Here is a 25,910-nt window from a genome sequence, read left to right as displayed (position 1 = left end):
TCCTCACTACGGAGTGAGGAGCGGCGGACGTCAGTTGTCCAGCACGTACCGTCGCCACAGATCGGCGAGGGCACGGTGTCCGGCCGGGCTCGGGTGCACGCCGTCTCCGGCGAGCGTTTCGGGGCCGACGGACGCGGCCTGCTTGGTCAGCTCGACGTCGGTCGGCACCAGGATCGCGCCGTACTCGACGGCCAGCTTCCGGACCACCTCGAGCTTCGGGTCCAGGTCCTCACGCCACGCGTCCTGCCCGTCCTTCACCGGCAGCAGGAACGGCTCCATCAGGACCACCGGACAGTTCAGCGGGTCGAGCAGCGCCCGGTACGACGCCTCGAAGGACTCCGCCGTCGTCGGGTCGTTCTCGTCGTAGCGCCGCCAGGTGTCGTTGATCCCGATCAGGATCGACACCAGCGACGGGTCGTGGGCCAGCACATCGGTCGACCACCGGTCGGCCAGATCGGCCGCCCGGTTGCCACTGATGCCGGCATTGACGATCTTCGGCCGGTGTTCGCCGAGGTCGTCGTAGAGATCGCGGACATAGCCGTTCCCGAGCCGGGAAGGGTCGGTGCGGCGGCCGCAGTCGGTGACCGAGTCCCCGGCGAACACGACGGTCCGCCGGGGATCGAGGAAGATGCTGGTCATAGCGTTGCTGCGGTCACGTCCCAGTCGTCCGGCAGGATCGGCGCGACCTCGACCGTGCTGTTCACATCGACGAACGCGCCGGTGTCGATCGAGTCGGTGATGGAGGCCATCACGTCGACGATGTGGAACGCCAGCGCCCCGGTCGCCCGGTGCGGCCGGCCGGCCCGGATCGCCCGCGCCATCTCCAGCACACCGGTTCCGCGCTGAGCGACCGCCTTGGTGTCGGCGACGGTCTCCCAGTCGTCGGCGCCGCGGCGACGGATCTTGATCTCACCGTCGAACCCGTTCGGGTCCGGTACGGCGAGGGTCGCGTCCGAGCCGGTGATCTCGACGAACCCGGCCCGCGACAGCGGCGAGTCGAAGCTGAAGATGCTCTGCGACGACTGACCCGACTCGAACTTCGCGATCGCGCTGACATGCGTCGGCACGGTCACGTCGAAGTCGGTCCCCGCCAGCGGACCGGAGCCGATCGTGCGCTTCTCCTTCGACTTCGACCCGATCCCCGCGACCGCGGCGACCGGACCGAACAGCTGCACCAGCGTGGTCAGATAGTACGGGCCGATGTCCCACAGCGGGCCCGCGCCCTCCTGGAACAGGAACGCCGGGTTCGGGTGCCAGGACTCCGGGCCGGGGGACTGCATCAGCGTCAGCGCGGTCAGCGGCGTACCGATGTCACCGCGCTCGATGATGCGACGGGACTCCTGCAGACCCGGGCCCAGGATGGTGTCGGGTGCGCAGCCCAGCCGCACGCCCGCGTCCTGTGCCGTGGCCAGCAGCTTGAGCCCGCTGTCCTGGTCCAGCGAGAACGGCTTCTCACTCCAGACATGCTTGCCTGCGGCAACCGCTGCGAGGGCCACCTCGACGTGCGCGATCGGGATGGTCAGGTTGACCACGATCTCGACGTCGGAGTTGTTCAGCACGGCCTCGGGGCCGCCGTGGGCCTCGATCCCGTACTGCTTGGCCTTCTCCTCGGCGGCTTCCGGCCGCAGGTCGCCGATCGCGACGACCTTCAGGTCCGGGAAGCTCTGCATGCTCTTGATGTAGGCGTCGGAGATGACTCCGGCGCCGATCACACCTACGCCGACTGCTGTCATGCAGGCGCACCCTCTCCGGTGAGGAACGTGTAGCTGCCTTCGACCGCGTCCATGATCTCGCCGGTGAAGTCGTCGAGCTCGACGACTCGCAGCGCGGCAGGCGCGGCGGCCAGGATGTCCCGGACCGCGATGACGCCGTCGCCGACCGCGACCTGGGCCTTGTTGTTCAGCGTGCCGTCGCCGTCCTTGACGTGGATCGCCTTCACCCGGTCGCCGAACTTGCCGAGCAGCGCCGGTACGTCGGCGCCGCCGACGGCCGCCCAGTACGTGTCGACCTCGAGGATCACGTCGTCGGACAGGTTGTCGACCAGGATCTCCAGCCCGTGCGCGCCGCCGATCTTCGACTCGAGCTCGAACTGGTGGTTGTGGTAGCCGACCGTGATGCCGTGGTCGGCGGCCTCGATCGCGGCCTTGTTCAGCCCGTCCGCGATGACCTTGATGTCGTCGGCGGTCTGCCAGCGAGCGGGATCGGTGTGCGGGTCGATCACCGTGCTGATGCCCAGGCGCTTGGCGGCGGCGTAGATCGGGCCGGCCTCGTCGCGCAGCAGGCCGGCGTGCGTGGTGGGGGCCGAAAGTCCGTGCTTGGGCAGCGCGTCGGCCAGACGGTCCGCGTAGGCGGTCACACCGAAGGGCTCGACCTTGGTGTAGCCGATCTCCGCGATGCGTGCCAGGGTGCCGTCGAAGTCCTCTTCGAGCTTGCCCCGGACCGTGTACAACTGGAGGGACAGGTGGTCCACTGCGACCATTGGTTTCTCCTTGTCGGCGGCGCGTCACCCGCTGCCCTGGGGTTTACGCCGACTGATAAGCCGAACCGGTTAAGTAACGACGGCAACGGTATCCCACCGAGCCCCGGCGGCACCACCCTCCGCCCAACGACTGGGCGGTCACCTAGCAAGTCTCTCGGATTCCCGAGTTTGATCAAACGGTCACTTTGTGTGCTCAAGTGATGACAGGGTGTTCAGGTCAGGCGCACACTGAAGGATTCCGGACCGACCGTCAGCGGTCCGGTCGCCCGTGAGGAGTGAACCGTTGTGTCCCGTGTGACCATCAAGGAGATCGCCCGTCGTTGTGGTGTCTCCCAAGGCGCCGTCTCGTACGCCCTGAACAACCAGCCCGGGGTGTCGGAGGCCACCCGCGCGCGGGTGCTGCAGGTCGCCGCGGAGCTGGAGTGGGTGCCCAACCGGGCCGCCCGCCAGTTGTCCGCCGCGCGCAGCGAGACGTTCGGGCTGGTGCTCGCGAGGTCGGCGCAGACCCTGATCGAGGAGCCGTACTTCATGGGCTTCGTCGGCGGCGTCGAGTCGGTCCTCGCGCAGAAGTCGTACGCGCTGGCCCTGCAGGTCGTGACCGATCTCGACGAGGAGCTGGCGACGTACCGGAAGTGGGCCGCCGAGCGCCGGGTCGACGGCGTGATCGTCGTCGACCTCCGCGTCGCCGATCCCCGCCTTCCGGTACTGCGGAAGCTCGGGCTGCCGGCCGTTCTGGTCGGGGATCCGGCGCTCGCGGACGGGATGCCGTGCGTCTGGACCGACGGTACGGCGGCGATGAACGCGGCCCTGGATCACGTCGCGTCGCTCGGCCACCGGGTAATCGCGCGCGTCGCGGGGCCGCCGGAGTACGGCGATGTCTGGATCCGCGACCAGGCCTTCGAGCTGGCCACCCGCCGGTTGTCGATCGAGACCCGCATCCATCACACCGACTACTCCGCCGCCCAGGGCGCTGCCGCGACGCGCGACGTGGTCACCGCCTCGCCGCGCCCGACCGCGATCATCTACGACAACGACCTGATGGCGGTGGCCGGCCTGGCCGTCATCCAAGGCCTCGGCCTCCGCGTTCCGGACGATCTCACGCTCGTGGCCTGGGACGATTCGGCGCTGTGCCGGATCACCCATCCCACGCTCACGGCGCTCAGCCACAACATCGTCGGGTACGGCGCGGAAGTGACCCAGCGTCTGCTGGCCCTGATCTCCGGCGCACAGCCTCAGGCCCACCTGTACTCGACGCCGTTGCTGATCATCCGCGACAGTTCGGCGCCTCCGCGTTAGGACGCCGTCACCGTGACCGGTACGCCGTTGACCGCGGCGGTGCCGGCCACGGCGTCGGTGTATCCGGCGTCGGTCACGTCGTTGACGCTCTGGCCGAGCACCTGGTTCGCGATCGTGAGGCGGGCGCCGGGCCGGTTGTGGCCGAAGCCGTGCGGCAGGCTGACGACCCCGGGCATGATGTCGTTGCTGGAGGCAACTTCCACGGAGATCGAGCCGGCCGCGGAGGTGACCGTGACGAACTGGCCGTCGGTGAGTGCGCGCTCGGCCAGGTCGTCGGGATTCATCAGCAGCTGGTGCCGGGGCTTGCCTTTCACCAACCGCGCCGAGTTGTGCATCCAGGAGTTGTTGTTGCGGAGGTGGCGTCGGCCGATCAGGAGGAGCTGGCCGTCCAGTTCGTTGAGTGAATCCAGCCGCGGCAGGTCGTCCAGGATCATCCGTTGCGCCAGATCGATCCGCTTCGACTTGTGATGCAGCGCTGCGGGCAAGGCGGGCTGCAACGGTCCGAGATCGATGCCGCCCGGTGACTTCCGGAGCTTGCTCACCGACAGCCGATACGGCCCGATCCGCAGCCCGGCGTCCACGATCCTGCGCGGCGAGACCCGCAGCCGAGCAGTCACCTCGACCCGCCGGCGGCTCCACGGAGTACGCCGTACAAGAGCCAACCCGAGATCCCGGAAGATCTCCCAGTCGTGCCGAGCGTCCGCGGGCTTGGGCAGTACTGCGTCGTTCCAGCGCGCGGTGTTGCGTACGGCGAGTTGGTGGAAGATCACGTCGTAGTGGTCGCGCTCAAGCGGCGGCGCCGGCGGAAGGATCACGTCCGCGTGCCGGGTGGTCTCGTTGATGTACGGGTCGACCGCGACCATGAAGTCCAGCGAGCCGAGCGCCTCGTCCAGCTTGCGGCCGTTCGGCGTCGACAGCACAGGGTTGCCGGCCACCGTCACCATCGCCCGGATCTGGCCGTCGCCCGGCGTCAGGATCTCCTCGGCCATCGTCGACACCGGCAGTTCGCCGCCGAACTCGGGCAGCCCGCGCACGCGGCTCTTCCACACGCCGATATGCCCGCGCCCCAACCCGAGCAACGCGTTCACGGCCGGCCGCGGGAACATCGTCCCGCCCGGCCGATCGAGGTTCCCGGTGATGATGTTGAGCACCTGGATCGCCCACTGGCAGATCGCGCCGAACTGCTGCGTCGACACCCCGACCCGCCCGTAGCAAGCGGCCCGGTCAGCCTCGGTGAACTCGCGAGCGATCCGCCGGATCACGTCAGCCGGGATGCCGGTGATCCCCGCCGCCCGCTCCGGCGTCCACGGCTCAACCACCTCCTCGACCGTCGCCAGCCCGTCGACGTACTCCGCCGGACGGGCTGCGCCCAGCGAGATCACCTCATGGATCAACGCGAGCAGGAACGCCGCGTCCGTCCCCGGCCGCACGAAGTGATGCTCGTCGGCGACCGCCGCTGTCTCGGTCCGCCGCGGATCGATGACGACGACCCTTCCACCACGCTTGCGCACGTCCTTCAGCCGCCGGCCGAACCCGGGCGCCGTCATCATGCTGCCGTTCGACGCCAGCGGATTCGCGCCGAGCATCAACAGGTACGACGTCCGGTCGATGTCCGGCACCGCGACCATCAGTTGATGCCCGTACAGCAGGTACGACGACAGCATGTGCGGCAGCTGATCGATCGACGTCGCGCTGAACTTGTTCCGGGTCCGCAGCTGCCTGACCATCGTCGGCATATGCGTCAGCGCGCCGAGACTGTGAACGTTCGGATTGCCGAGGTACACGCCGATCGAGTTCCGGCCGTGCTCCTTCTGGATCCCGGTGAGCTTGTCGACGATGAGCTCGTACGCCGCGTCCCACCCGATCTCCTGCCAGCCGTCGGGCGTCCGTCGTACCGGCGTGGTCAACCGGTCGGGGTCCTCCTGGAGATCACGAAGCGCGACCGCCTTCGGGCAGATGTGACCGTGCGAGAGCGGGTCCGACTCGTCGCCGCGGATGTCGGTGACGCGGCCGTTCTCGACGGTCACGAGCACGCCGCAGATCGCTTCACACAGGTTGCACGAGGTCCGCCGTACGGTCATCCACTCAAACTACCCTCGGGTAGGAAGACTCGCCATCAGTCGAAGACGGCCTCGTCGAGTCGTCCGAGAATCGCGTCGACCGTCTCGCCGACCGACAGGTCGGAGTTGTCCAGCCACAATCCGCGCCGCGGACTGAACGCGTGCAGCTCGTAATCGAGCTCGTCGACCAGATGATGCGCCCCGCCGAGCCGGCCGGAGATGATCTCGGGCCGAGGCGTCAGTACGACGAGATACCGCGGGCGGGTCCGGATGCCGTCGAGGAATTCGCGCAGCAATTCACCGATCACGACGTCCTGCAGTACGACGGTGAAACCCGCGTTCGCGTACTCGTCGGCGGCCATGCAGGCGAGCCGGTAACGGAGCTGGAGCTGACGCTGCGCTTCGAGTACGTCGTCGGCCATCGAGGCCTGTCCGCTGACGATCATCCGCCGGAAAACATCCCCCCGAAGATGCACGCCGTACTGGAATCTTTCGGCGAGCATCTGGGACACCGACGACTTCCCCGCCGCCGTGATTCCACTGACGACGATCACCCCCTCGGACTCCATGCGGTGATCGTGCCACGTGGCGCAAGGTTTTGAACCGGTCGCGGCGATTCTTCTCCGAAAACCCTAGTTTTGTCAGGGGTTTTCGGCCATCACCGACTCCAGATGCCGGCGCATCAGCTGCCGCAGCCGGGTCGGCGTCGTACGATCCGGCTGGATTGCCGCGTGCAAGGCGAGGCCGTCGAGCAGAGCATGTAGGAGCTCGACCTCGCGACGCAGATCGAGACCGTCCTTGAGTACGCCGGCATCGGCGAGCGAACGGAGCAGCGTCTCGCACAGTTGACGCAGTTCGTTGTGCACCTTGTCGAGGTGTTCCTGCAACGCGCCGGCGCCCGATTCGGCCCGGGCCTGTGCCATGAACGCGAGCCAGACGTCGAACTCGGCGCGGCGTTCGGCGTCGAGCGGCAGCACCTCGTCGAGGTAGCGCAACACGATGGCCTCGACACTGCCTTTGGGCTCGATCGCGCTGACCCGATCGGTCACCCGGCGCGACACCAGGTCCATCGCGAAGCTCAGCAGACCGTCCTGGTCCGGAAAGTAGTAGCGGACCGCGCCGGCCGACCAGCCCGCCTCGGCGGCGATCGTCCGGACGGACGCGGCCCGGATCCCGTCCCGGCGGACCACTCGCCACAGCGCCTCGGCGATCTCCTCGCGGCGGGCGGTGTGGTCGACGATCTTCGGCATGGAGTCCTTTTTAGCACAGTTGTGTTAGTGTCTTTTACAACACAGTCGTGCTGAAAAACCTCGGAAGGGTGAACGACGTGCTCGTCGCTGTGATCGCCGCGTGTGAGATCGGGTTCTGGGTGCTGCTCGCCGCTGGCCTCGTCACGCGGTACCTGCTGAAGCTGCCGAAGGCCGGGATGGTTCTGCTGGCCGCCGTACCGCTCGTCGACGTCGTGATGCTGGTCGCGAGTGTGATCGACATCCATCGCGGTGCCGAGCCGGCGTTCAAGCACTCACTGGCCGCGATCTTCATCGGCGTCAGCGTCGGCTTCGGGCACCAGACGCTGAAGTGGGCGGACCAGTGGGCCGCGCACTACCTCGGCGGTGCGCCGCGTCCGGCGAAGCCACCGAAGCGCGGTCCCGAGCGTGCCCGCCGGGAGCGGGCCGGCTGGTTCCGGCACCTGGCCTCGTACGTCGTGGGCGTCGGCATCATGATCGGTCTCGGCCTGCTGTCCGGTCGTGGGTACGACGCGGTGCTCGCGCCGGCCGGGACGTGGACGCTCGTGCTCGTGATCGACGCGATCGTGTCGTTCAGCTACTCCTTCGACCGGGACCGCGAGAAGCAGTCGGTCTGACGTCCCCGGTCCGCGCGGTTACTCGTCGTACATTTCGTGCATGACGACGCTTGGGCGGATCTGGGCTGCGGTCACCGCGGCAGTGGTGGCGTGCGGGATCGTCATCCAGCTCTTCGTGACAGCGAGTGGGAACGCGGGGTTCTTCCCGGACAACCCCGAGCGGGTGTTCAACGTGTTCGCCTACTTCACGATCCAGTCGAACCTGCTGCTCGGCGGGACGGTGCTGATGCTGGCGCTGCAGCCGGACCGGTCGGGCGGCGAGCTGTTCAAGACCCTGCGGCTGAACGGCGTGCTGTGCATCGCGGTGACCGGGATCGTCTACCACGCGGTGCTCGCAGGATCGGATGAGCTGCACGGCTGGGCGTGGGTGGCGAACTTCCTCCTGCACACTGTGGCGCCCTTGGTCGGCGTGCTCGGGTGGCTTGCGTTCGGGCCGCGCGGGCTCACCGACTGGCGGATCACCGGCTGGTCGATCGTGTTCCCGGTGCTGTGGCTGGTGTTCACGCTGGTCCGCGGCGCGTTCGTCGGGTTCTACCCGTACCCGTTCGTGAACGTCGACGAGCACGGGTACGGACGGGTGTTGCTGAACTGTCTCCTGGTGGCGGTACTCTTCCTGGCTCTGGCGGCCGGGGCAACCACCCTCGATCGCCGGTTGCGTCGGAACACAACCGTCGAAAGGTAGACCAGTGCTGGTGACCTCGCGCTCGTACGCCGAGTACGAAGCGATGTTCGACCTGAAGGAACTCCCGGACTCCATCCTCGACTGCTGCGCCGGTGGCGCCAGCTTCACCGCCGAGGCCGCCGAACGTGGCGTGGATGCGATCGCCGCCGACCCGGCGTACGAACTGGAGACGCCGGAACTCGTGGACGCCGTCCGACGGAGCCTGCCGGCCACGTCGGGAATCGTCGACGAGCATCAGGGGAGTTTCGTCTGGCACTGGTACGGATCGCCGGAGCGGAAGGACCAGTACCGCATCGAGGCCGCCGACCGGTTCCTGCAGGACGTGATGGCGGCGCCGGAGCGGTACGTCGCCGCAGGCCTGCCGGAGCTGCCTTTCGGTGATCGCCGTTTCGAGCTGGTGCTCTGCTCGCACCTGCTCTTCACCTGGTCGGACAAGTACGACCGCGAGTGGCACGAGACCGCACTGCGCGAGCTGATCCGGGTCAGCAACTCCGAGGTCCGGATCTTCCCGCTGGTGCAGCAGGGTGCGGGCGACCCGATCCCGTGGCTGCCGGACCTCCTCGCGTCGCTCGAGGGCGTGACCACCGAGATCCGCAAGGTCCCCTACGAGTTCCAGCTCGGCGCCAACGAAATGCTCGTCATCACCCGCAGCTAGGAGGGCGTCTGAGGACCCTGCGCCTACTGCGCGGCACTCGGCGGGCACCTCGGCGCACTGGAGGAAAGGCCACGATGAAACCACATCGAGGCCTCCCCTCCAGCACGCCGAGGCACTCCGCCGAGCACCTGCTCGCGACGGCGCAGGGTCCTCAGACGCCCTCAATCTCTGGTGCTTCCCGCTCATCGCGATCACGGATGAGTTTGCGCCTACCCGCCACGATGAGCGGGAAGCGGTCCAGGGGGTGCCGGGCAGGTGGCGGGAGGATGGTCTACCACCGACCCGCCCGGCTGCCGGGTCAGCGGAGGTACTTGCCGCAGACGGGCCACGGGGAGGCGCCGCGCTGCGCGTAGAGCTTCTTCGCGCGCATCAGCTGCTCGGCCGCGGAGGCCTTCGCCGGGTTGCCGGAGCCGCCGACGCTGCGCCAGGTCTGCAAGTCGAACTGGAACAACCCGTAGTAGCCGGCAGCATTCACGGCGCGCGGGTTTCCGCTGGACTCACAGTTGGCGACCTTGGCCCAGGCGCCGCTCAGGTTCGCCTTGCCGCTGCTCGCCTTCGGGCGGTCCTCGGACCGGCTCGAGCGGCCGTCGCGGTCGGCCTTCTTGGCGGTCGACTTCTTGGTCTCGGACTTCTTGACCACCTTCGACGCGGGAGTGGCCTTCTTCGCGCCGTCCAGGGTCAGGGTCTGCCCGATCAGGATGAGGTTCGGGTCCTTCAGGTTGTTGATCCGGGCCAGCTCGTGCCAGTCGGCACCGTTGGCCTGGGCGATCTCGGAGAGGGTGTCGCCGGCTTTCACGTGGTAATCGGTCGCGAACGCCGCACCGGCTCCGGCGGCGGTGATACCGGCTCCCAGACCGGCGATGGAGAGGGTTCGAGCCACCCGGCGAGTACTTCGCCGGGCGCGCGCATGTCGGGCCTTGGACATCAGAAAGCGCTCCTTGTGAGCTCGGGCATGGTGGGGCACACCAGGCCCTCGTGCAGGGGGAGGGGCAATCCGGACACATCCCACAGCAGGTCACAGGACAGCGTCCGAATGATCACGCCACGGTAACGACGCGACCTGAGTCATCCTCGGTGAGGTTCCTCCGAAACGCAAGTGCAGATTCGGATCTGCCCCGAACTTTTTCCACCCTTTGACGTACCGAAACCCCAACAACAGAACGGTTTCCGGGCCGACACGCCGATCGGCCGCGGCCTGGAACCGATCGGTTTATCAGCGCTTGAAATAGCGTTCCGGGACCAGTTCCACGGTCAATTCCCGGATCGTTCCCCGGACGCCGTCGGGCCACGACTCCCAGACCTGGCGAGCCCACTTGAGCAGGGCCGACTCAACCTCGTCGACCCCGCCGGACATCAGGACGTCGTACGCCGTGAGCTCGCCGACCCGATCCGGCGGGACCAGTCGCGGCCAGTCGTCGTACGAGTTCGCCATGATGCCGTGAGCCGTCCGTACGTCGACGTTGCCCGAGCCGCGCTCGAGGAACATGTAGAGGCCGTTCAGCGCGAACGCCGGGCCGATGCGCGGGGCATCGGGCTTGACGTGCTGTCCGCCGTACGCGTCGATCCGGAGCTGGTGCAGGTAGCCGAGCCGGGCCGCGTTCTCGACCTCGAACCCGAGCAGCTCACCGGCGACCTCCGCACACTCCGGCGAGGCGTTGTACTTCGGGGTGTCGGGCCACTCCGACGATGGAAGTACGGCGCGGCAGCCGGGACAAACCGTTGATTCATGCGTGCCATCGGGCGAGTTCACTCGTTGATCGAAGCACGGGCACCGCCGTCCGGCAGCTGTTTTACCGCTGGGGGCGGGCCGGCGGATGAGGCGACGGATGTGATGGGGGCAGTAGGCGTGATCCGAGTGGCTCTCGGCCATCGCGGCACGTTGGTGCGTGGTGCACTGGCCGCGGTGGTGGCAAGAGAGAACGACCTGGACGTGGTGGCCGAGCTGGACCGCTCGGAGGACGTTCTCCAGGTGGCCGGACGGCGCCCGGACGTCTTCCTGCTCGATCCACAGCTGCCTGGCCGGATCCGGATCGAGGAGCTCTGCCGCAAGCTCGCCGGCCGCGGCGTACTGGTGCTGATCGACCATGAGGCGATTGCGGCCACCAGCCTGGCGCTGGTGAAGCAGGCGCCGCGGATCGGACTGATCGCGACCGACGCGACGACCGATCAGCTGGTGCAGGCCGTGCGCGATGTGGCGAAGGGCCTGCCGGTGGTCGACGTACGCCTCGCTGTGGCTGCTTTGAAGGCGGGCGACAACCCGCTCACCGATCGCGAGTGCGAAGTACTGCGTCAGGTCACTACGGGAGCGACTGCGCAGGAGGTCGCGCGCACGCTCAGCTTGAGTGCTGGGACCGTGCGGAACTATCTGTCCCGGATCCTCGCCAAGACTGGTTCTCGCAGCCGGATCGAGGCGATCCGCAAAGCTCAGGACGCGGGCTGGATCTGAGCCCTGGGCTGAGCGCTGGGCGTCCAGCTGCCGTGCAGGTCGCGGTAGAGACGCGATGTGCGCATCAGGCTGGCGTGCGTGCCGATCGCGGCCTGGTTGCCGTCGAGGACGAGGATGCGGCGCGCGCGGAGGGCGGAGCTGATCCGGTGGGCGATGACGATCAGCGTCCCGTTGCGCTTGGCAAACGCCTCTTCGGCTTGGCGCTCGGCCTCCGGGTCGAGGAAGCAGGTCGCCTCGTCGAGCACGACCAGCGGTGCGGGTGAGAGATAAGCCCTGACCAGTGCGATCAGTTGCTTCTCGCCGGCGGACAGTTCGCCGGGCTTGATTTCTTTCAGTCGCTCGATCAGCCGCGTGGCGCCGACCGCTTCGACGGCCTGCCTGACCTGCTCTGTCGTTGCATCGGGCAACAAATAGGTGAGGTTGTCGTGCACGCTCCCGCTGAAGACGTATGCCTCCTGAGGGATCAGCACTCTGGTCTTCGCGAGTTCGGCGGTGGTCACCTCGGTCGGTGGTGCACCGCCGAGCAGCAGGCGGCCGTTCGTCGGGGTGAGCATGCCACAGACCAGGCCGGCCAGCGTGGACTTGCCGATACCGCTCGGTCCGACCACCGCGAGGTGCTCGCCTTCGGGGATGGTCAGCTCCAGTTTGTCGAGCACGGGCTCGGCCTTCGGGCCATAGGCGAACGTGAGGCTCTGGAGCCGGACCTGGTAGCCCTTGAGGTCGTCGACCGGCCGCGGCTGCTCCGCGGGACTGGACGCGTCGAGGATCCGGCCGAGCGTGATCACGTATCGCAGGCCGCTGTCGCCGAGTGCGTTCATCACCGTGTTCAGAGCGGGCTGCAAGCCGATCAGCACGTAGGTGAGTCCACCGAGCAGCGTGCCTGTGCTGACGCCTCGGTCGACCAGCCACGGACCGGTCGCGAGCAGGATCAGCAGGGGCAGCCACCCTCCGACCGCGAAGCACAACGTCCGCAGGGCCGCGACCTTCGCCAGCGCGCGCTCCGCCGCCGCGTGCGCCTCGATCGGCTGGCCGACCAGCCATTCGGCGTACTCCTCGGTGCCGGCCGCCGTGACGTCGCGGACGCCGCTGAACACCATGCCTGCCGACGCTGCCAGGTCCTCGTCAGCCGTCAACGACGCGCGGACCCGATCCGCCGCCATCCCCAGCACCGCAAGCGACAACGCGAACCCGACGAGGAACGGCGGTACGACGAACGCCGCGACGAGCGGGGCAAGCGACAGCAGCCCGGTCAGTACGCCGAACAGCGTGACCGCGAAACTTCGCAGTACCAGGACCAAGCCCGCGAACGTGTCGCGGACGATCTCCACCTGTCGGTTCAGTCGCGCGACGGCGCCGTCGTCTCCGGTTCGCAGCGCGCCCCCGACAACTCGTCGTACCAGATCGTCGCGGAGCGGCTCGACGAGGTCGCCTAGCCGTGCATAGACCTGCCGCGCCCCGGCGGCGCCCAGGCCAGCGGTCACGACCAGCCCAGCGAGCCACATGATCCCTTGCCATGCGTGTCCGGCAAGGAAGCTGTCGGTCGCTCGTGCCACCGCGATCCCGTACACCGCCGTCGGCAGGATCTCCGGAACCGACCACGCGATCAGCTTGACCGTGGCTCGTTTCCGCAGCGCGGTTGCGCCGTACGACAGCTCCCGCTTCATCCGAAGACTGCTCGATAGGAAGTGTCGTGCCAGAGGTCAGCGTGCGGGGCGATGGCGCGGATCTGGCCGTGGTCGAGCCAGATGACCAGGTCGGCGCGGGCCGCGGTCGCGGGGCGATGCGTGACGATGAGGCGGGTGCGGTGGTGGCGGTCCTCAGTCAGGGTGCGGGTGATCTGGCGCTCAGTGGCCGTGTCGAGGCTCGACGTGGCGTCGTCGAGGACCAGGAGGCGGCGTGCGGACCAGGCGCGGGCGAGGCCGAGCCGCTGACGTTCGCCGCCGGACATTGGTGCCCTGCGCAACGAAGTGAGGTACCCGTTGGGCAGACGGCTGACGAAGTCGTGAGCATGGGTGGCGCGCGCGGCGGCCAGCGCCCGGATCGGGCTGACCGCGTGCGGATCGATCGCCTCGCCCACAGTCCGGCCGACCAACTGCGGACGCTCGAACGCGCAGCCGACCGCGCGACGCAGCTCATGCCGGCTGATGGCCTGCAGCGGTACGCCGTCCAGCGAGACCTGTCCCGTCGACGGATCCCGCAGCCGGGCAGCGACCGCCGCGAGGACGGACTTGCCGGCACCGCTAGGGCCGACCACGGCGACGGTGAGACCGCCCGGAAGGTCGAGATTCACGTTGTCCAGCAGGACATTCCCGTCGGCGATCACGCTCACACCGTCGAAGCTGAGCTGCCCCGGTCCGGCCGGGACCGTCAGCGTGCCGTGGGCGATCGTGTCGATCGCGATCACCTCGGCGGACCGGCGTACGCCGGCCTTCGCGCGAGCGAGTTCGCCGAGGACGCCGGTCAGGTTGCCCAGGCCGGCGCCGAGGACGGCGTACTGCGAGGCGGCGAACAGCTCGCCCGCGGTGATGTGGCCGGCGACGAGCTGCAGACCGCCGACCGCGAGTACGGCGACCAATACGAGCGGGCCGACCACTGCGGCCTGCGCGCCGGAGCGGGCGAGGATCCGCCAGGTGACGACGCCGTTGCGGTGGAGCTCGGGGAGGAGGCCGAGGATGCGGCCCTCCTCGCGTTCCGTCGTACCAGCGGCCGTGATCGTGCGGATGCCGGTGAGTGACTCGGACAACAGGGCGGCGATGCGGCCCTGCGTCTCCTGGTAGTTCAGACTGACGTCGGCGGTTCGCTTGGCGAACGTCCACAGGACGAGGATCACGAGCACGACGCCGCCGAAGAAGGCGGCGGCGAGCCACGGGTCGATCAGCGCCAGGAGCACGAGACTGCCGAGTGGGGGTGCGATCGCGGCGATGGCTGTGACCGCGGCCGGTCCGGCCTGGGCGGCGTCCGTGGCGTTGGCCGAGACCCGGGTGACCAGATCGCCGGTCTCGAAGTCGCGCGTGCCGGCGGGGCCGCCGCGGACGACGTGGCGTACCAGGCGATGACGCAGCCAGGCGGTGGTTTCGGCGACACAGGCCGCTCCGGCGAACGCGTCGACGATGCTCGCCGCGATGCCCAGGCCTATCAGCGCGGCGGCGGCGATCAACCAGCGGGTGTACCCGTGGCCGGCCACGATCGCGTCGACGGAACGGCCGAGGACTGTCGGCAGCGCGAGCGTCACGCCGCTGCCGATGAGCGCGTTGAGACCGATCAGCGGCAACCAGCCGCGGCCGCGTTTCGCCACCTCTTTGAAGGTGATCATCGGTCCAGGCCTGTCTCGGTGGCGAGGAAGGCCAGCATGTCGGCGGCCAGGTTGATCCCACCGGTGGTGTGACCTGCGTCCGGCTCGAATCTGAGCAGCACCGGCCGTTGGCTTGCGGTTGCGTGCTGGAGTGCCGCGCACATCTTCCTTGCGTGCAAGGGATCCACGCGAGTGTCGTTCCCGAAGACTGTCAGCAGGACGGCCGGATACTTCACGCCGCTCTTGACCTGGTGGTACGGCGAGTAGCTCGCCAGCGTCTCGAAGTCGTCGGGGTCCTTGGCCGAGCCGTACTCCGCCGTCCAGCGTTCGCCGAGACCTGAGAGCTCGTAGCGGAGCATGTCGGTGAGTGGCGCGGATGCGACGGCTGCCGCGAACAGCTCAGGGCGCTGGGTGAGTGCCGCGGCGACGAGCAGGCCGCCGTTGGACTCTCCGCAGATTGCTAACTGGTCGGCGGGGGTCCCTTCGGCGATCAGGTGCTCCGCGGCGGCGATGAAGTCGTCGATCGTCTGCTGCTTCGTTGCGTCGCGGTGTGCGGCATCGCCGCGAATGGTCGCGGTCACGAACGCGCCGCCGGCTTCAACCCAGGCGAGCGCGAAAGCGGAGTACGTCGGGGTGAGCGCCTGCCCGAAGCCGCCGTACCCGTAGAGGATGGTGGGTCCACCTGGCTTGCCGATCACGTGCAGCTCGAGCTCGGTGCCGTCGGGCGACGTGTAGCTCAGGTGCTGCGTTTCTGCTTCCCGACTGTTGCTGGCCCCTGTCGTCTGGCCGGTGCTGGCGTCGTAGCAGTGGACCGTCGGCGGCGTGATGCTGTCCGTGTAGGTGAACCAGGCTCGATTGCCGTGGCTGCTCAGGGAGCCGACGGATCCGACACCTGGGAGGTCGATGGTGCCTTGCCGGCGACCGGTCTCGCGGTCGTGGATTGCGATCTTGCTGGTTGTGCTTGTGAGGACGACGTCGTCGAGGATCGCGAGGCCGGTCAGCGGTGCATCCAGCTGGATGTAGTCACGCCAGACCGTCGGCTCGACCGGGTCGCCGATGTGGATCCCGCCGGCGGTAACGACGTACAGGCGGTTGTCGGGGCCGACCGACATGATCGTGGTGGTTTCCTGCCGGAGGTGCTTGGGCTCGTCGTCTGTTGACAGGTCCGCGAACCACAGGTCGTTCGTCGTACAGATCGTCAGCCAGCGGCCGTCGGCGCTGAGCTCGAGCCCGTACGACGCCTCGCGGTCGAGGACCGTGACGTCGGCTGGGTCGCCCAGGTGGTGGCGTCGAACCTGACGGAAGCGCACGTAGTAGAACGCGCTGCCGTCCGGGAGCCAAGCGACGGGGGAGTACCGGCAGCCGTCGAGTGGGCCGTCGATGAGCTCACCCGTCGTGATGTCGAGGATGTTCAGAGTCGAGCGCTCGTCGCCGCCGCGGGAGACCTGGTACGCGAGCTTGGTGCCGTCCGGTGACGGCTGCCAGGCGTCGAGCGTGGTCAGTCCGGTCGGATCGAGCCGCTTCGGATCGATCAGCGGAGTCTCGTCGACGAAGACTACGGGCTGCTGGCCAGGCTCGCGCCGCAGCGTGAAGCAGCGGCCGCCTCGCCAGACGGGCGTGGACACGCTGCCGACATCGGACAGCTGTCGCACCCTGTTCTTCCAGCGGAACCGGCTGCTCAGCGTGCCGGCGTACGTCAGCCACAGGTCGTCCTGAGCCCTTGACCAGTGCTTGGTCTCAACGGTCGAGGAGTCCTCGAGCCAGCGGTACGGGTCCGCGACGCTACGACCGTGCACCTGCTCCACGAGCGACGAGCGCTCGGCGCATGGATAAGACTGCACGGAATCGATCACCTCACTCTCTTCTTCCGTCCCCCACCAACACAACGAGCGCTAGTTCGCTGAGCTACAAGAAGCCGCCCGGCGACCGAGGCGAGTCGGTCACCGGCGGTCCCGATCGGTCCCTGAATGCAGGTCGGCCCTGGGTGGATTGCCGCCCACCCAGGGCCTCACTACCTGGCAATACAGGTGCCGTATCAGTGGCAGAGCAGCAGGCTCAGGTTGCTCGGGGTCTGCGAAGCGCAGCCCAGCACGGTCAGCGTGGAGCCGCCGTGGTGGTGGCCGCCGTGGCCGTAACCCGGGGTCTCCAGACCCTGAAGGTCGAGAAGTGCCATGTGTTTACACCTCCTTCGGTGTAGATCGTCGGGACATGGACTCGGACCACTGGGGAGGTCCGAGGAACGGGAGGGCGACCGGCGCATCGTGCAGCGCCGCACCCAGGGCCAGCAGTACGCCGGCCGATCCGGTCGCCAGGTCCATCGAGAGACGGAGCAGCTGGTTGCCCGGGTACGCGAGGCCGCCCTCGAACGGCATCGCGTGCCAGCCGAGACCGTGCACGAGGTCGTCGACCGTCGCCTGGTCCTCGCCGAGTGCAGCGGCGGTGAGGAGCAGGCCGGCGCGACCCATGAACAGGCCGGGCTGGACGTAGTAGTCGCAGTGCGTGACTCGCTTCAGCTCGTTGAGCGTCAGGGCGAGCTCTTCGGACGGCCGATGGCGCAGGTACCGCTCGAGGACCAGTGCGACGCCGGCTGAGCCTTCTTCGAGGTACGGCAGGGTCCGCCAGCCCTGATTGACCTGGCGCATCCCGTCGTCGGTGAGCACGGTCCGCTTGAGGTCCTGCCGGATCGCGATCTCGGCGAGGTCGAGCAGACCGGTGTCGCCGAGCTGCTCGAACGCGTTGAGGAACAGCAGCGCCGGCCCGGACGATCCGTACATCAGCCCGGCGCGCGCGTGCTGGCCGCCGCTGATCTCCGGTACGTCGACCTGCAGCCGATCGGCGACCAGGTCGAGCACGCGGACAGCTCTCGCTCGCAGCGTCGGCTCGGTGTCGAAGTACAGGAGGTTCAGACCGATGCCGGCGAGGCCGGAGTGCAGCCCGAGCTCGCGGGAGCTCCAGTCGTCGGCGAGCGTACGGTCGACCAGGTCGAGCGCGTCCTGCCGGTAGCCGAGGTCCTCGAGGACATGTGCGACGCCGTGGAGGCCGTCGTACAGACCTGGTCCGGTCTCGGTGTCGACGGCTCGCTTGCGCAGCCATTCGTCGTACTGCGGGAAGCGCGCGCCGGTCTTGCTCAGCGCATAGAGCACGCCGGCTGCACCGGTCGCGAGGTCGATGCCGCCGCCGTCGCGGAACTGCGCGATGTCGCCGGGGAACAGCCGGTCGGTGCGTTCGGGCGTCGCGCTGGCGACGATGGCTTTGGTGAGAGCGTCGCGTACGTCGGTCCACTCGGCCTCGCCCGGCAGCGCGAGGTCGACCATCGCCGGGTCGTGCGTCTTGCCCGGGCCGACGATCGTCTTGACGGCCTCGTCGAGCGTGGCGCGCGGCACCGGAAAGGTGTCGGCGATCATGCCGGCGAGCTGGAACGCCTTGCCCGGATGGAGGTTGAGCAAGATCGTTGCCTGCGGCGCATAAACGCCGAGGGCGATACAGGCGAGCGCGTACCGGTCGACGTCGACGCCTTGCCGGTCCTGCGGAGCGGCGTACCCGGGGTGGGCGAGCGTCGAGCGGGCCTGGTCCTCGGCCTTGGTCGCGACCTCGAAGTCGATCAGCGTGAGCTTGCCGTCCGCGTCGAGCAGCAGGTTGTCAGGGTGCAGGTCACAGAACACGACGCCGCGCTCGTGCAGCTGACCCACGGCCTCGCCGACCTTGGCAATCATCGCGGTCGCCCACTCGGCGTACTCCGCCTTGTCTGCCTCGGTTGCATCCGGGTGGGTCAGCGGATAGCGGCGCACCAGCTCGCGTTGCAGCGACACCGAGTCGATGTGCTCCTGCACGAGGAAGTGATGCTCGCCGAGCTGGAGGTAGTCGTGCAGCGTCGGCACGGCGTCGAGGCCGTCGAGCTGCTCGAGGATGTCGCGCTCGTGAGCGATCCGCGCGACCGCGTCCCGGCCGGCCATGTCGAGCCCGGCGTACGGACGGCCTTCCTTGAGTACGACGCGGTCGCCGGTCTCGTTGTGGTGGCCGACGTACACGCCGCCGCCGTTGGAGAACTGGATGACGCCGTCGATCGTGTACGCGAGGTCGTTGGTGGTGACCGCGTTGCGCGCGTCGAGGTGCGGCCGCAGGAAGTCCGGCAGCGTGATCCACGACGGCGTGACGAAGGTCGGGCCGCGGTGGTCCGGGACAAGGTTGCCCTGGGCATCTTCGATGGCGAGAACGCGTTCGCCGGTCGGCGAGAGACAGTGGCGGCTGACGAACGCGCCGTACCTCACGAAGAGCGGACCTTCGCCGTAGCGCAGATCGCTCAGGATATAAGGGCCTTCGACGCCTTGAAGGAGCTCGGCGAGGTCCTTCAGGATCAGTTCGCACTGGGCGTCGTCGGTCGGGTAGATCGTCACCAGCTTGCCGCTCGACCCGCGGGGAGCAGCCTTCGAGTTGACCATCACCAGGACGGCTTCGTTGCGCAGGAACTTGAACGCGATGCCACGCGGGACGCAGTACTCCCACACCGCCTCGAGCGTCCGCTCCACATCCTGCAACCGCGCCGACACGTGGATCTTCCACCCCTGCGCGGGCGGCCGGAGATCGCCGGGCGCGTAATGCATCCACTGCTCACCCGGCACATGCCGCCACCCGTCCGGCACCGCCCGCCCGGCGATGGCGAAATCCGGATGCTGAGCACCGCGATTGGCCGGCGTCTCGTAGAACCGCCGATCCGCAAGGCAGTAGAACTCGTAACTCTCATGCATGACTGTCCGACCCCCCTTTCGTGGTGCCCCGCCACATCTTGGGCGCCACCACAGGGCTCGGCGTAGTGCACGATGTCATCACTCTCATGTGAAGAACCCACACACTACGAGTGAGTATCTAAACACTCTTCGTTACCGTATTGCACAACCTGAGCGCGATTCCCCCCGTAACAACATGTCAATCCGCGACAATCCCATCACAACCCGTAACCCCATGCCGCCTACCTCGTGCAAGCCCTCCCTATGCAGGGCCGGCGCTACTTACACCGGGTACGTGTGGACCTCGGTGGCTTTGAGGGTGGTTTGGAGGGTTTGGCCGGGGGTTAGGTGGAGGTCGGCTACGGCTGCGGGGGTGATGTCGGCCAGGAGGTCGGGTGGGCCGGTGGGGGAGGCGTTGAGGCGGACCCGGACGGTGTGGGCGTGTTGTTCTATGCCGGTTACTACAGCGGGCCAGGTGTTGCGGGGGCTGCCGGACGGTGCGGTGGTGTAGAGGCTGACGGCAGTGGGTGGGAAGGCGACGTGGACCGGGCCGGTGGCTGGTTCGGCGAGGGTGATGGTGGCGCCGTCGGCGAGAGTGACGGTGGTGCCGGTGGCGGTGCCTCGGTAGAGGTTTAGGCCTACGAGTTGGGCTACGTAGTTGGTGCGGGGGCGGTGGGCTACCTCGGTGGGCTTGCCTTCTTGGACTACCTGCCCGTTTTCGATGATGACCAGGCGGTCGGCGAGGACCATGGCGTCGAGCGGGTCGTGGGTGACTAGCAGGGTGCGGCCCTCGAAGCGGCGGAGATGTTGGCCGAGCTCGGCTCGGACGTGGAGGGTGGTGCTGGCGTCCAGGGCGGCGAGCGGTTCGTCGAGGAGTAGTAGCTCGGGATCCGTAGCCAGAGCGCGAGCCAGGGCTACACGCTGGGCTTGGCCACCGGACAGAGCGCGCGGCCGCGTACGGGCGTACTCCGACAGGCCAACGGTCTCTAGCCAACGGGCAGCTTCTGCACGGGCGGTTTGCTTCTCGACGCCGCGGGCTCGGAGGCCGAAGGCAACGTTCTCCAGGCAGCTCAGGTGGTTGAAGAGGAGGTAGTCCTGGAAGACCACGCCGATCGGCCGCCTGTCTGGCGTACGGAAGGTGCGCGGCGGCTCGTCCCAGACAGAGTTGTCCAGTGCGATGCGTCCGCCGTCCAGGGCGAGCAGTCCGGCGATCGCACGGAGCGCAGTGGTCTTGCCGGCGCCGTTAGGGCCGAGGAGTGCGACTACCTCGCCCGGCTCGACAGTCAGGTCCACGGACAACGCGAACGAACCACGTCTCACCTGGAGGTCAGCGTACAGAGTCATTGGAGCCCGCTGATCCAGCGCTCGCGCAGAGACGCCAGTACGACGACGGAGACCAACAGCAGCACCAGACTCAGTACGACGGCCACATCCGGATCAGTCTCCAACGCCAAGTAGACAGCCAGCGGCATAGTCGTCGTACGGCCGGGGAAGTTGCCGGCAAAGGTGATGGTGGCGCCGAACTCGCCCAGTGCGCGCGCCCAGCACAGCACAGTCCCCGCAACGATCCCTGGGGCGATAGACGGCAGCGTCACTCGGCGGAACGTCGTCCAGCGGCCCGCACCGAGTGTTGCGGCCGCCTCCTCGTACCGCGGGTCGGCTGCGCGCAGTGCACCCTCCACAGAGATCACCAGGAACGGCATAGCCACAAACGCCTCCGCCACGATCACGCCGGCAGTTGTGAACGGCAAGGAGATCCCGAACCATGAGTCGAGGTATTGACCGACCAGACCGCGTCGCCCGAGCACCAGCAGCAGTGCGACGCCGCCAACCACCGGCGGCAGTACCAGAGGCACGGTCGCGAACGCACGGATCAAGCTACGCCCCGGCAGCCCGCCACGAGCCAGCAACCAAGCCAACGGAACGCCCAGCACCAGACACAACGCAGTGGCGGACGTGGCGCATACCAGAGACAGCCTCAGCGCCTGCCAGACGTCAGCACTGTGCAGCTTCGCCGGCAGCGTCGACCAAGGCGCTTTGGCGAGCAGGCCGATCAGTGGGACGAGCAGGAACGCCAGTCCGATCAGAGCAGGCAGCAGGAGCACGAGGGGCAGTCGCCCGCTCGTACTCCTGCCACGACGACTCACGGTGCGGAGAAGCCGGCTGCGCTCAGGACCGCCTTGCCCTTGTCGGACAGAACGTAGTCGACGAACGCTTGCGCGCCGGCAGCGTTCGGAGCCTTGGTCAGCGTGGCGATCGGGTACTCGTTCACGGCCTTGCTCGCCTCAGGGAACTCGATGCCCTCGACCTTGTCCTTGGCGGACAGCACGTCGGTCTTGTAGACCAGCGCGGCGTCGACCTCACCGAGACCGACCTTGGTCAGCGCGGCCTTCACGTCCTGCTCGAGGCTGTCCGGCTGCGGGGTGATACCGCTTGCCTTGAACACCTTGTCGGCCGCCGCGCCACACGGAACCTGCACCGCGCAGAGCGCGATCTTCTTGTTCTTGTCGGCGAAGTCCTTCAGCCCGGTGACCTTGCCCGGGTTCCCCTTCGGTACGGCGATCTCGAGCGTGTTGCTGACGAAGTTCGTCGGCGTGCCCTTGTCCTTCACGTCGTCCATGTTCTTCGGCGCCGCCGAGGCGAACACATCCGCGGGCGCGCCCTCGTTGATCTGCTTGGCGAGCGCGGAACTGCCGGCGAAGTTGAAGGTCACCTTCGTGCCGGGGTTCGCGGCCTCGAAGTCCTTGCCCAGCTGGGTGAACGTCCCGGTCAGCGACGCGGCCGCGAACACGGCGATCGTGCCGGACACGGCGGGCGTGCTGCTGGAGCTGCTCGAACTGCTCGAAGGCGAGGACGACGCGGCCGGGCTGTCGTCGCCGCAGCCGGCCATGGTGAGCGCGGCGACTGTGGCGAGGGCGGCGAGCGCGGTACGACGGAACATCAGGCCTCCGGTATTTCGACGACGACATGGGTGGACTTGATCGACGCGACGGCCACCACGCCGGGCTCCAGCCCGAGCTCGTCCGCGGCCTCACGACTCATCAGCGACACGACGCGGAACGGCCCGGCCTGCATCTCGACCTGGGCCATCACGCCGTCCTTCAGCACGCGGGTGACGATCCCCCGCATCCTGTTGCGCGCCGAGGCGGCGGTGGTATGGCCGGGCTCCGGGGAGTCGGCCAGTTCCTGGGCGAAAGCGGCGAGCGCTTGCCCGTCGACGGCCATCCGGCCGCTCTCCTGCTTCGACGGCAACCGCCCCTGATCGATCCAGCGCCGAACCGTGTCGTCGCTGACCCCCAGAAGTGCGGCTGCCTCACTCACCCGCAAGTTCGGCACGGTAGACAGCATACCGCCGCACCTGCGGATTGGTGCCAGGTTGTCCACAGTTACGAACCGATGACGGATCGAGGTAGGCAATCCGCATAAGTTAAGGACATGAGCACATCGGGGATGCGGGACTACTTGGACGGGCCGTACAAGGCGGCGCGGGATGTGGTGCGTGCCAGGTTGGCTGGGCACGGGGAGTTGGCGGAGTTGGCGGTGCGGTTGCCGCGGGATGAGTATCGGGACAAGGTGCTGGAGCTGTTGATGGAGTCGGCGGCGGACGGGCTGCCGGCGCGTGGGTATCCGAAGGAGTACGGAGGGGAGGGTGATCTGGGCGGGTTCATCGCGGGGTTCGAGACGCTGGCCTTCGGTGACCTTTCGCTGATGGTGAAGGCGGGGGTGCAGTTCGGGCTGTTCGCCGGCGCGATCCAGCATCTCGGGACGGAGAAGCACCACGAGCGGTATCTGGCGGATGCGGTCAGCGGGCGGTTGCTCGGCTGCTTCGCGATGACCGAGACCGGCCACGGGTCGAATGTGCAGGCCCTCGGCACGACAGCGACGTACGACGAAGCAACGGGAGAGTTCGTCGTACACACACCGACACAGGAGGCGCGGAAGGATTACATCGGTAACGCGGCGCGGCATGGGCGGATGGCGGCGGTCTTCGCGCAGCTTGTCGTCGGTGGTGAAAGTCATGGCGTGCACTGCTTGCTGGTGCCGATCCGGGCCGACGATGGTACGCCGCTGCCGGGCGTGACGCTGTCGGACTGCGGGCCCAAGCTCGGGCTGAACGGCGTCGACAACGGGCGCATCGTCTTCGACCAGGTCCGGGTGCCGCGTGACGCCCTGCTGGACCGCTACGCCCAGGTCGATGCTGACGGCAACTACACGAGCGCGATCGAGAACCCGGACCGACGGTTCTTCACGATGCTCGGGACGCTCGTGCAAGGACGCGTGTCCGTCGGCGGCGCGGCGATCAACGCGAGCAAGGTCGCGCTGACGATCGCGATCAGGTACGGCGATCAGCGGCGTCAGTTCGGCGCTCCGGGTAGTGCCGACGAGACGGTGCTCCTCGACTACCGGATGCACCAGCGGCGACTGTTGCCGTTACTCGCGCGGACGTATGCGCTGCATTTCGCGCAGGCCGAGCTGGTCGAGGAGTTCGCGCGGGTGTTCAACGACGATCGCGACGAGCACGACCGGCGAGCCTTGGAGGCGCAGGCAGCCGGCACGAAGGCGCTCGGGACGTGGCATGCGACCGAGACGATCCAGATGTGCCGCGAGGCGTGCGGCGGCGCTGGCTACCTGGCGGAGAACAGGCTGGCCACGTTGAAGGCGGACACCGATGTGTTCACGACGTTCGAGGGCGACAACACCGTCCTCCTGCAGCTGGTGGCCAAGGGTCTGCTGACGGATTACCGGGAGTCGTTCGGCAAGCTCGACCCGCTCGGCACGGCGCGGTTCATCGCGGCGCAGGCGGTGGAGATCGCGGTCGAGAAGGCTGCGCTGCGACCGGTGATCGAGCGGCTGCGGGACGTCGTACCGAATCGGAATGACGCAGCGGATCCGGACGCGGGGTTGCGGGACGACGCGTACCACTCGGGGTTGCTGCGGTTCCGCGAGCAGCACATGTTGTCCGGCGTCGCGCGGCGGTTGAAGGCCGGGATCGATGCGGGCGACGAGCCGTTCGAGGTGTTCAACCGGTGCCAGGACCACGTGATCGCGGCCGGGCGGGCGCATGTCGACCGGGTCGTCCTGGAGGCGTTCCAGGCGGCGGTGCGGGATGCGCCGGTGGAGATCAAACAGCGGCTGCAGGACCTGTACGACCTGCATGCGCTGGCGACGATCGAGGCGGAGCGCGCGTGGTACCTCGAGCACGGGCGGCTGTCGGCGGGTCGGTCGAAGGCGATCACCGCGCTGGTCAACGAGTTGTGCGCCGCCGTCCGGCCCGCTGCGGTGGAGCTGGTCGACGCGTTCGGAGTACCGGGCTCGGCAGTGGAGGTGCCGATGGTTGTACCGTCACAGCATGAGTGAGTCGATCGAACCCGCGTCGGCTGCCGAAGCCGCCCGCGAACTCGCCCGGGTACTTCTTGAGCAAGCCGACGCTCTGGACCTGCACGACCTGCGGGCCACCAGCGCGATCGAGAACGTCCGGGTCCAGGCCCGGGCGCTCGCGGACGCGGTCCACGAACGCGGCTGGGGCGACATCTTCCTCGGGATCGACTCGTACGACCCCGACGAGCTGGATGACCTGCCGCTGGGGCCGGACGATTTCGACGACCCGGCGGACTACCGGGAGATCGTCGAGGGCGGTGGCCTGGACGATCTCGAGGAGCTCGGGGAGCCGCTGCTGCCGGAGGACGGTGTCCGGCTCAGCTACCAGGCGCGCTACGACTATGTGGTGACCGACCCGGAGGCCTTCGTGCAGTACGTGCGGAGCCGCGCGGACGAAGCACAGAACGACGAAGTGATCGACGACATCGAGGACGCGCAGTCGGCGTTCGAGCTGCTCTGCTACCTCGACGGACTCGGATCGAAGGAGTACGAGTCGTTCGGGCTGATCCCGGGCGGCGGCGAGGAATCGCACAAGGTGGTCGAGTTCTCCCTGTGGGACCTGGACCCGACCCGGCGCGACGACACCTACCCCTACTAACCAGCAGACCCCGAAAGGGAACTTCCCCGCTGTACTGGTCCCCAGCAGCACCAGTACGGCGAGGAAGTCTCCACATAGAAACGCCGACCGTGCCGGACGTTGGTCGCCACCTCACTGGCGACCAACGCCCGACCGGCACGGCCGGCGTCCTGCTGTTGCCCCGAGAGGGCAAGTGGCCCGAAGGAGGGTGGGCCCGAAGCTCATTCCGAGGCCGGCAGGGGAGGTACAGTCCGGTCGCGGACGGGAGCTCGTCGGGCAACCACCTGGACCCGGTGCCGGCGACCCGTCCGCCGCCGACAAGAGAACGTTGTCACGGGGTCGCTACTACCGGGAATCATCCGGTTCAAACATTTGCATTGCCTTTGAAGTAGGCAACGCTCAGTAAAACTTTCCTCACTTTCCGTACAGATGTTGCCTTCTGCAACAACTAACCAC

At 67.9% G+C, this 25,910-nt stretch carries 23 protein-coding genes and 2 pseudogenes; 8 read left to right on the top strand and 17 right to left on the bottom strand.

The features are described from left to right. Nucleotides 1-30 precede the first annotated feature (30 nt). Genes ACQPYH_RS41395 through ACQPYH_RS41385 form a run of 3 tightly spaced genes read right to left on the bottom strand, consistent with a single transcriptional unit; the run spans nt 31 to nt 2,479 of the window. On the bottom strand, nt 31-639 hold the full coding sequence (locus tag ACQPYH_RS41395; protein WP_432883290.1) for an SGNH/GDSL hydrolase family protein: 609 nt from the start codon (nt 637-639) through the stop codon (nt 31-33). Further along, a complete protein-coding gene (locus tag ACQPYH_RS41390; RefSeq protein WP_432883287.1) occupies nt 636-1,733 on the bottom strand; it encodes a Gfo/Idh/MocA family protein in 1,098 nt (365 codons plus the stop codon). Before ACQPYH_RS41390 ends, ACQPYH_RS41395 begins: the two co-directional genes overlap by 4 nt. Further along, nucleotides 1,730-2,479, bottom strand: a complete 750-nt coding sequence (locus ACQPYH_RS41385; protein WP_432883284.1) for a sugar phosphate isomerase/epimerase family protein — start codon at nt 2,477-2,479, stop codon at nt 1,730-1,732. Before ACQPYH_RS41385 ends, ACQPYH_RS41390 begins: the two co-directional genes overlap by 4 nt. Before the next feature lie 285 nt (nt 2,480-2,764). Here ACQPYH_RS41385 and ACQPYH_RS41380 point away from each other — a divergent pair, with 285 nt between their 5' ends. Continuing rightward, on the top strand, nt 2,765-3,775 hold the full coding sequence (locus ACQPYH_RS41380) for a LacI family DNA-binding transcriptional regulator (protein ID WP_432883281.1): 1,011 nt from the start codon (nt 2,765-2,767) through the stop codon (nt 3,773-3,775). On the opposite strand, the gene ACQPYH_RS41375 is transcribed toward ACQPYH_RS41380, so the two are convergent. From ACQPYH_RS41375 to ACQPYH_RS41365, 3 genes are all read right to left on the bottom strand, one after another. Continuing rightward, nucleotides 3,772-5,856 carry a molybdopterin-dependent oxidoreductase gene (locus ACQPYH_RS41375; protein WP_432883278.1) on the bottom strand — a complete coding sequence of 695 codons (2,085 nt, stop codon included), beginning with the start codon at nt 5,854-5,856 and terminating at the stop codon, nt 3,772-3,774. The two genes, ACQPYH_RS41380 and ACQPYH_RS41375, sit on opposite strands and share 4 nt — an antisense overlap. 35 nt (nt 5,857-5,891) lie before the next feature. Beyond that, nucleotides 5,892-6,404 carry an AAA family ATPase gene (locus tag ACQPYH_RS41370; RefSeq protein WP_432883275.1) on the bottom strand — a complete coding sequence of 171 codons (513 nt, stop codon included), beginning with the start codon at nt 6,402-6,404 and terminating at the stop codon, nt 5,892-5,894. A gap of 72 nt (nt 6,405-6,476) precedes the next feature. Further along, entirely contained in the window at nt 6,477-7,085 is a 609-nt protein-coding gene (locus ACQPYH_RS41365; protein WP_432883273.1) for a TetR/AcrR family transcriptional regulator, read from the bottom strand. A 68-nt stretch (nt 7,086-7,153) separates the two neighbouring features. On the opposite strand from ACQPYH_RS41365, the gene ACQPYH_RS41360 reads away from it, so the two are divergent. Genes ACQPYH_RS41360 through ACQPYH_RS41350 form a run of 3 tightly spaced genes read left to right on the top strand, consistent with a single transcriptional unit; the run spans nt 7,154 to nt 9,036 of the window. After that, nucleotides 7,154-7,699 carry a 2TM domain-containing protein gene (locus ACQPYH_RS41360; RefSeq protein ID WP_432883271.1) on the top strand — a complete coding sequence of 182 codons (546 nt, stop codon included), beginning with the start codon at nt 7,154-7,156 and terminating at the stop codon, nt 7,697-7,699. A gap of 40 nt (nt 7,700-7,739) precedes the next feature. Beyond that, nucleotides 7,740-8,381: a Pr6Pr family membrane protein gene (locus tag ACQPYH_RS41355; RefSeq protein WP_432883269.1), complete on the top strand. Its 642-nt coding sequence runs from the start codon at nt 7,740-7,742 to the stop codon at nt 8,379-8,381. Between the two features lie 4 nt (nt 8,382-8,385). After that, nucleotides 8,386-9,036: a class I SAM-dependent methyltransferase gene (locus ACQPYH_RS41350; protein WP_432883266.1), complete on the top strand. Its 651-nt coding sequence runs from the start codon at nt 8,386-8,388 to the stop codon at nt 9,034-9,036. Between the two features lie 298 nt (nt 9,037-9,334). Here ACQPYH_RS41350 and ACQPYH_RS41345 read toward each other — a convergent pair whose 3' ends face one another. After that, entirely contained in the window at nt 9,335-9,961 is a 627-nt protein-coding gene (locus tag ACQPYH_RS41345) for a transglycosylase family protein (RefSeq protein WP_432883263.1), read from the bottom strand. A 171-nt stretch (nt 9,962-10,132) separates the two neighbouring features. Here ACQPYH_RS41345 and ACQPYH_RS41340 point away from each other — a divergent pair. Next, nucleotides 10,133-10,486: pseudogene (locus ACQPYH_RS41340) on the top strand (hypothetical protein); the annotation flags it as partial. Here ACQPYH_RS41340 and ACQPYH_RS41335 read toward each other — a convergent pair. Continuing rightward, a pseudogene (locus ACQPYH_RS41335) lies at nt 10,382-10,906 on the bottom strand (DUF5946 family protein); the annotation flags it as partial. The pseudogenes ACQPYH_RS41340 and ACQPYH_RS41335 overlap by 105 nt on opposite strands. Here ACQPYH_RS41335 and ACQPYH_RS41330 point away from each other — a divergent pair. Continuing rightward, a complete protein-coding gene (locus ACQPYH_RS41330) occupies nt 10,883-11,482 on the top strand; it encodes a response regulator transcription factor (RefSeq protein WP_432883261.1) in 600 nt (199 codons plus the stop codon). The pseudogene ACQPYH_RS41335 and the gene ACQPYH_RS41330 overlap by 24 nt on opposite strands. On the opposite strand, the gene ACQPYH_RS41325 is transcribed toward ACQPYH_RS41330, so the two are convergent. From ACQPYH_RS41325 to ACQPYH_RS41285, 9 genes are all read right to left on the bottom strand, one after another. Then, nucleotides 11,461-13,146, bottom strand: coding sequence for an ABC transporter ATP-binding protein (locus tag ACQPYH_RS41325; RefSeq protein WP_432883258.1), 1,686 nt, complete (start codon nt 13,144-13,146; stop codon nt 11,461-11,463). The two genes, ACQPYH_RS41330 and ACQPYH_RS41325, sit on opposite strands and share 22 nt — an antisense overlap. Continuing rightward, nucleotides 13,143-14,795, bottom strand: coding sequence for an ABC transporter ATP-binding protein (locus ACQPYH_RS41320; RefSeq protein WP_432883256.1), 1,653 nt, complete (start codon nt 14,793-14,795; stop codon nt 13,143-13,145). The genes ACQPYH_RS41325 and ACQPYH_RS41320 overlap by 4 nt, the downstream gene beginning before the upstream one ends. Continuing rightward, nucleotides 14,792-16,615 carry a prolyl oligopeptidase family serine peptidase gene (locus ACQPYH_RS41315; protein ID WP_432883253.1) on the bottom strand — a complete coding sequence of 608 codons (1,824 nt, stop codon included), beginning with the start codon at nt 16,613-16,615 and terminating at the stop codon, nt 14,792-14,794. The genes ACQPYH_RS41320 and ACQPYH_RS41315 overlap by 4 nt, the downstream gene beginning before the upstream one ends. A gap of 194 nt (nt 16,616-16,809) precedes the next feature. Beyond that, on the bottom strand, nt 16,810-16,947 hold the full coding sequence (locus ACQPYH_RS41310) for a SapB/AmfS family lanthipeptide (protein ID WP_130387812.1): 138 nt from the start codon (nt 16,945-16,947) through the stop codon (nt 16,810-16,812). Nucleotides 16,948-16,951: 4 nt separating this feature from the next. Beyond that, nucleotides 16,952-19,519, bottom strand: a complete 2,568-nt coding sequence (gene lanKC / locus ACQPYH_RS41305; protein WP_432883249.1) for a class III lanthionine synthetase LanKC — start codon at nt 19,517-19,519, stop codon at nt 16,952-16,954. A 261-nt stretch (nt 19,520-19,780) separates the two neighbouring features. After that, the gene (locus ACQPYH_RS41300; protein ID WP_432883247.1) at nt 19,781-20,818 is read right to left on the bottom strand and encodes an ABC transporter ATP-binding protein; all 1,038 of its coding nucleotides are present in this window, start codon (nt 20,816-20,818) and stop codon (nt 19,781-19,783) included. Between the two features lie 20 nt (nt 20,819-20,838). Continuing rightward, on the bottom strand, nt 20,839-21,603 hold the full coding sequence (gene modB, locus ACQPYH_RS41295) for a molybdate ABC transporter permease subunit (RefSeq protein ID WP_432883245.1): 765 nt from the start codon (nt 21,601-21,603) through the stop codon (nt 20,839-20,841). 38 nt (nt 21,604-21,641) lie between these two features. Further along, a complete protein-coding gene (gene modA, locus ACQPYH_RS41290) occupies nt 21,642-22,439 on the bottom strand; it encodes a molybdate ABC transporter substrate-binding protein (RefSeq protein WP_432883242.1) in 798 nt (265 codons plus the stop codon). Further along, on the bottom strand, nt 22,439-22,834 hold the full coding sequence (locus ACQPYH_RS41285; RefSeq protein WP_134109952.1) for a TOBE domain-containing protein: 396 nt from the start codon (nt 22,832-22,834) through the stop codon (nt 22,439-22,441). The genes modA and ACQPYH_RS41285 overlap by 1 nt, the downstream gene beginning before the upstream one ends. Before the next feature lie 99 nt (nt 22,835-22,933). Here ACQPYH_RS41285 and ACQPYH_RS41280 point away from each other — a divergent pair, with 99 nt between their 5' ends. Both ACQPYH_RS41280 and ACQPYH_RS41275 read left to right on the top strand, forming a co-directional pair. After that, the gene (locus ACQPYH_RS41280) at nt 22,934-24,856 is read left to right on the top strand and encodes an acyl-CoA dehydrogenase family protein (protein WP_432883239.1); all 1,923 of its coding nucleotides are present in this window, start codon (nt 22,934-22,936) and stop codon (nt 24,854-24,856) included. Then, nucleotides 24,849-25,475: a hypothetical protein gene (locus ACQPYH_RS41275; protein ID WP_432883236.1), complete on the top strand. Its 627-nt coding sequence runs from the start codon at nt 24,849-24,851 to the stop codon at nt 25,473-25,475. Before ACQPYH_RS41280 ends, ACQPYH_RS41275 begins: the two co-directional genes overlap by 8 nt. Nucleotides 25,476-25,910: the final 435 nt, after the last annotated feature.

The sequence above is a fragment of the Kribbella sp. CA-245084 genome (assembly GCF_050942355.1).
In the GTDB taxonomy this organism is placed as follows: domain Bacteria; phylum Actinomycetota; class Actinomycetes; order Propionibacteriales; family Kribbellaceae; genus Kribbella.
Note: the sequence above shows the minus strand (reverse complement) of the source record. Positions and strands in the feature narration are given on the sequence as shown.

Coding starts and splice junctions, on each gene's coding strand:
- ACQPYH_RS41395 (WP_432883290.1), bottom strand. CDS start 639: ATGACCAGCATCTTCCTCGATCCCCGGCGGACCGTCGTGTTCGCCGGG.
- ACQPYH_RS41390 (WP_432883287.1), bottom strand. CDS start 1,733: ATGACAGCAGTCGGCGTAGGTGTGATCGGCGCCGGAGTCATCTCCGAC.
- ACQPYH_RS41385 (WP_432883284.1), bottom strand. CDS start 2,479: ATGGTCGCAGTGGACCACCTGTCCCTCCAGTTGTACACGGTCCGGGGC.
- ACQPYH_RS41375 (WP_432883278.1), bottom strand. CDS start 5,856: ATGACCGTACGGCGGACCTCGTGCAACCTGTGTGAAGCGATCTGCGGC.
- ACQPYH_RS41370 (WP_432883275.1), bottom strand. CDS start 6,404: ATGGAGTCCGAGGGGGTGATCGTCGTCAGTGGAATCACGGCGGCGGGG.
- ACQPYH_RS41365 (WP_432883273.1), bottom strand. CDS start 7,085: ATGCCGAAGATCGTCGACCACACCGCCCGCCGCGAGGAGATCGCCGAG.
- ACQPYH_RS41355 (WP_432883269.1), top strand. CDS start 7,740: ATGACGACGCTTGGGCGGATCTGGGCTGCGGTCACCGCGGCAGTGGTG.
- ACQPYH_RS41345 (WP_432883263.1), bottom strand. CDS start 9,961: ATGTCCAAGGCCCGACATGCGCGCGCCCGGCGAAGTACTCGCCGGGTG.
- ACQPYH_RS41325 (WP_432883258.1), bottom strand. CDS start 13,146: ATGAAGCGGGAGCTGTCGTACGGCGCAACCGCGCTGCGGAAACGAGCC.
- ACQPYH_RS41320 (WP_432883256.1), bottom strand. CDS start 14,795: ATGATCACCTTCAAAGAGGTGGCGAAACGCGGCCGCGGCTGGTTGCCG.
- ACQPYH_RS41310 (WP_130387812.1), bottom strand. CDS start 16,947: ATGGCACTTCTCGACCTTCAGGGTCTGGAGACCCCGGGTTACGGCCAC.
- lanKC (WP_432883249.1), bottom strand. CDS start 19,519: ATGCATGAGAGTTACGAGTTCTACTGCCTTGCGGATCGGCGGTTCTAC.
- modA (WP_432883242.1), bottom strand. CDS start 22,439: ATGTTCCGTCGTACCGCGCTCGCCGCCCTCGCCACAGTCGCCGCGCTC.
- ACQPYH_RS41280 (WP_432883239.1), top strand. CDS start 22,934: ATGAGCACATCGGGGATGCGGGACTACTTGGACGGGCCGTACAAGGCG.
- ACQPYH_RS41275 (WP_432883236.1), top strand. CDS start 24,849: ATGAGTGAGTCGATCGAACCCGCGTCGGCTGCCGAAGCCGCCCGCGAA.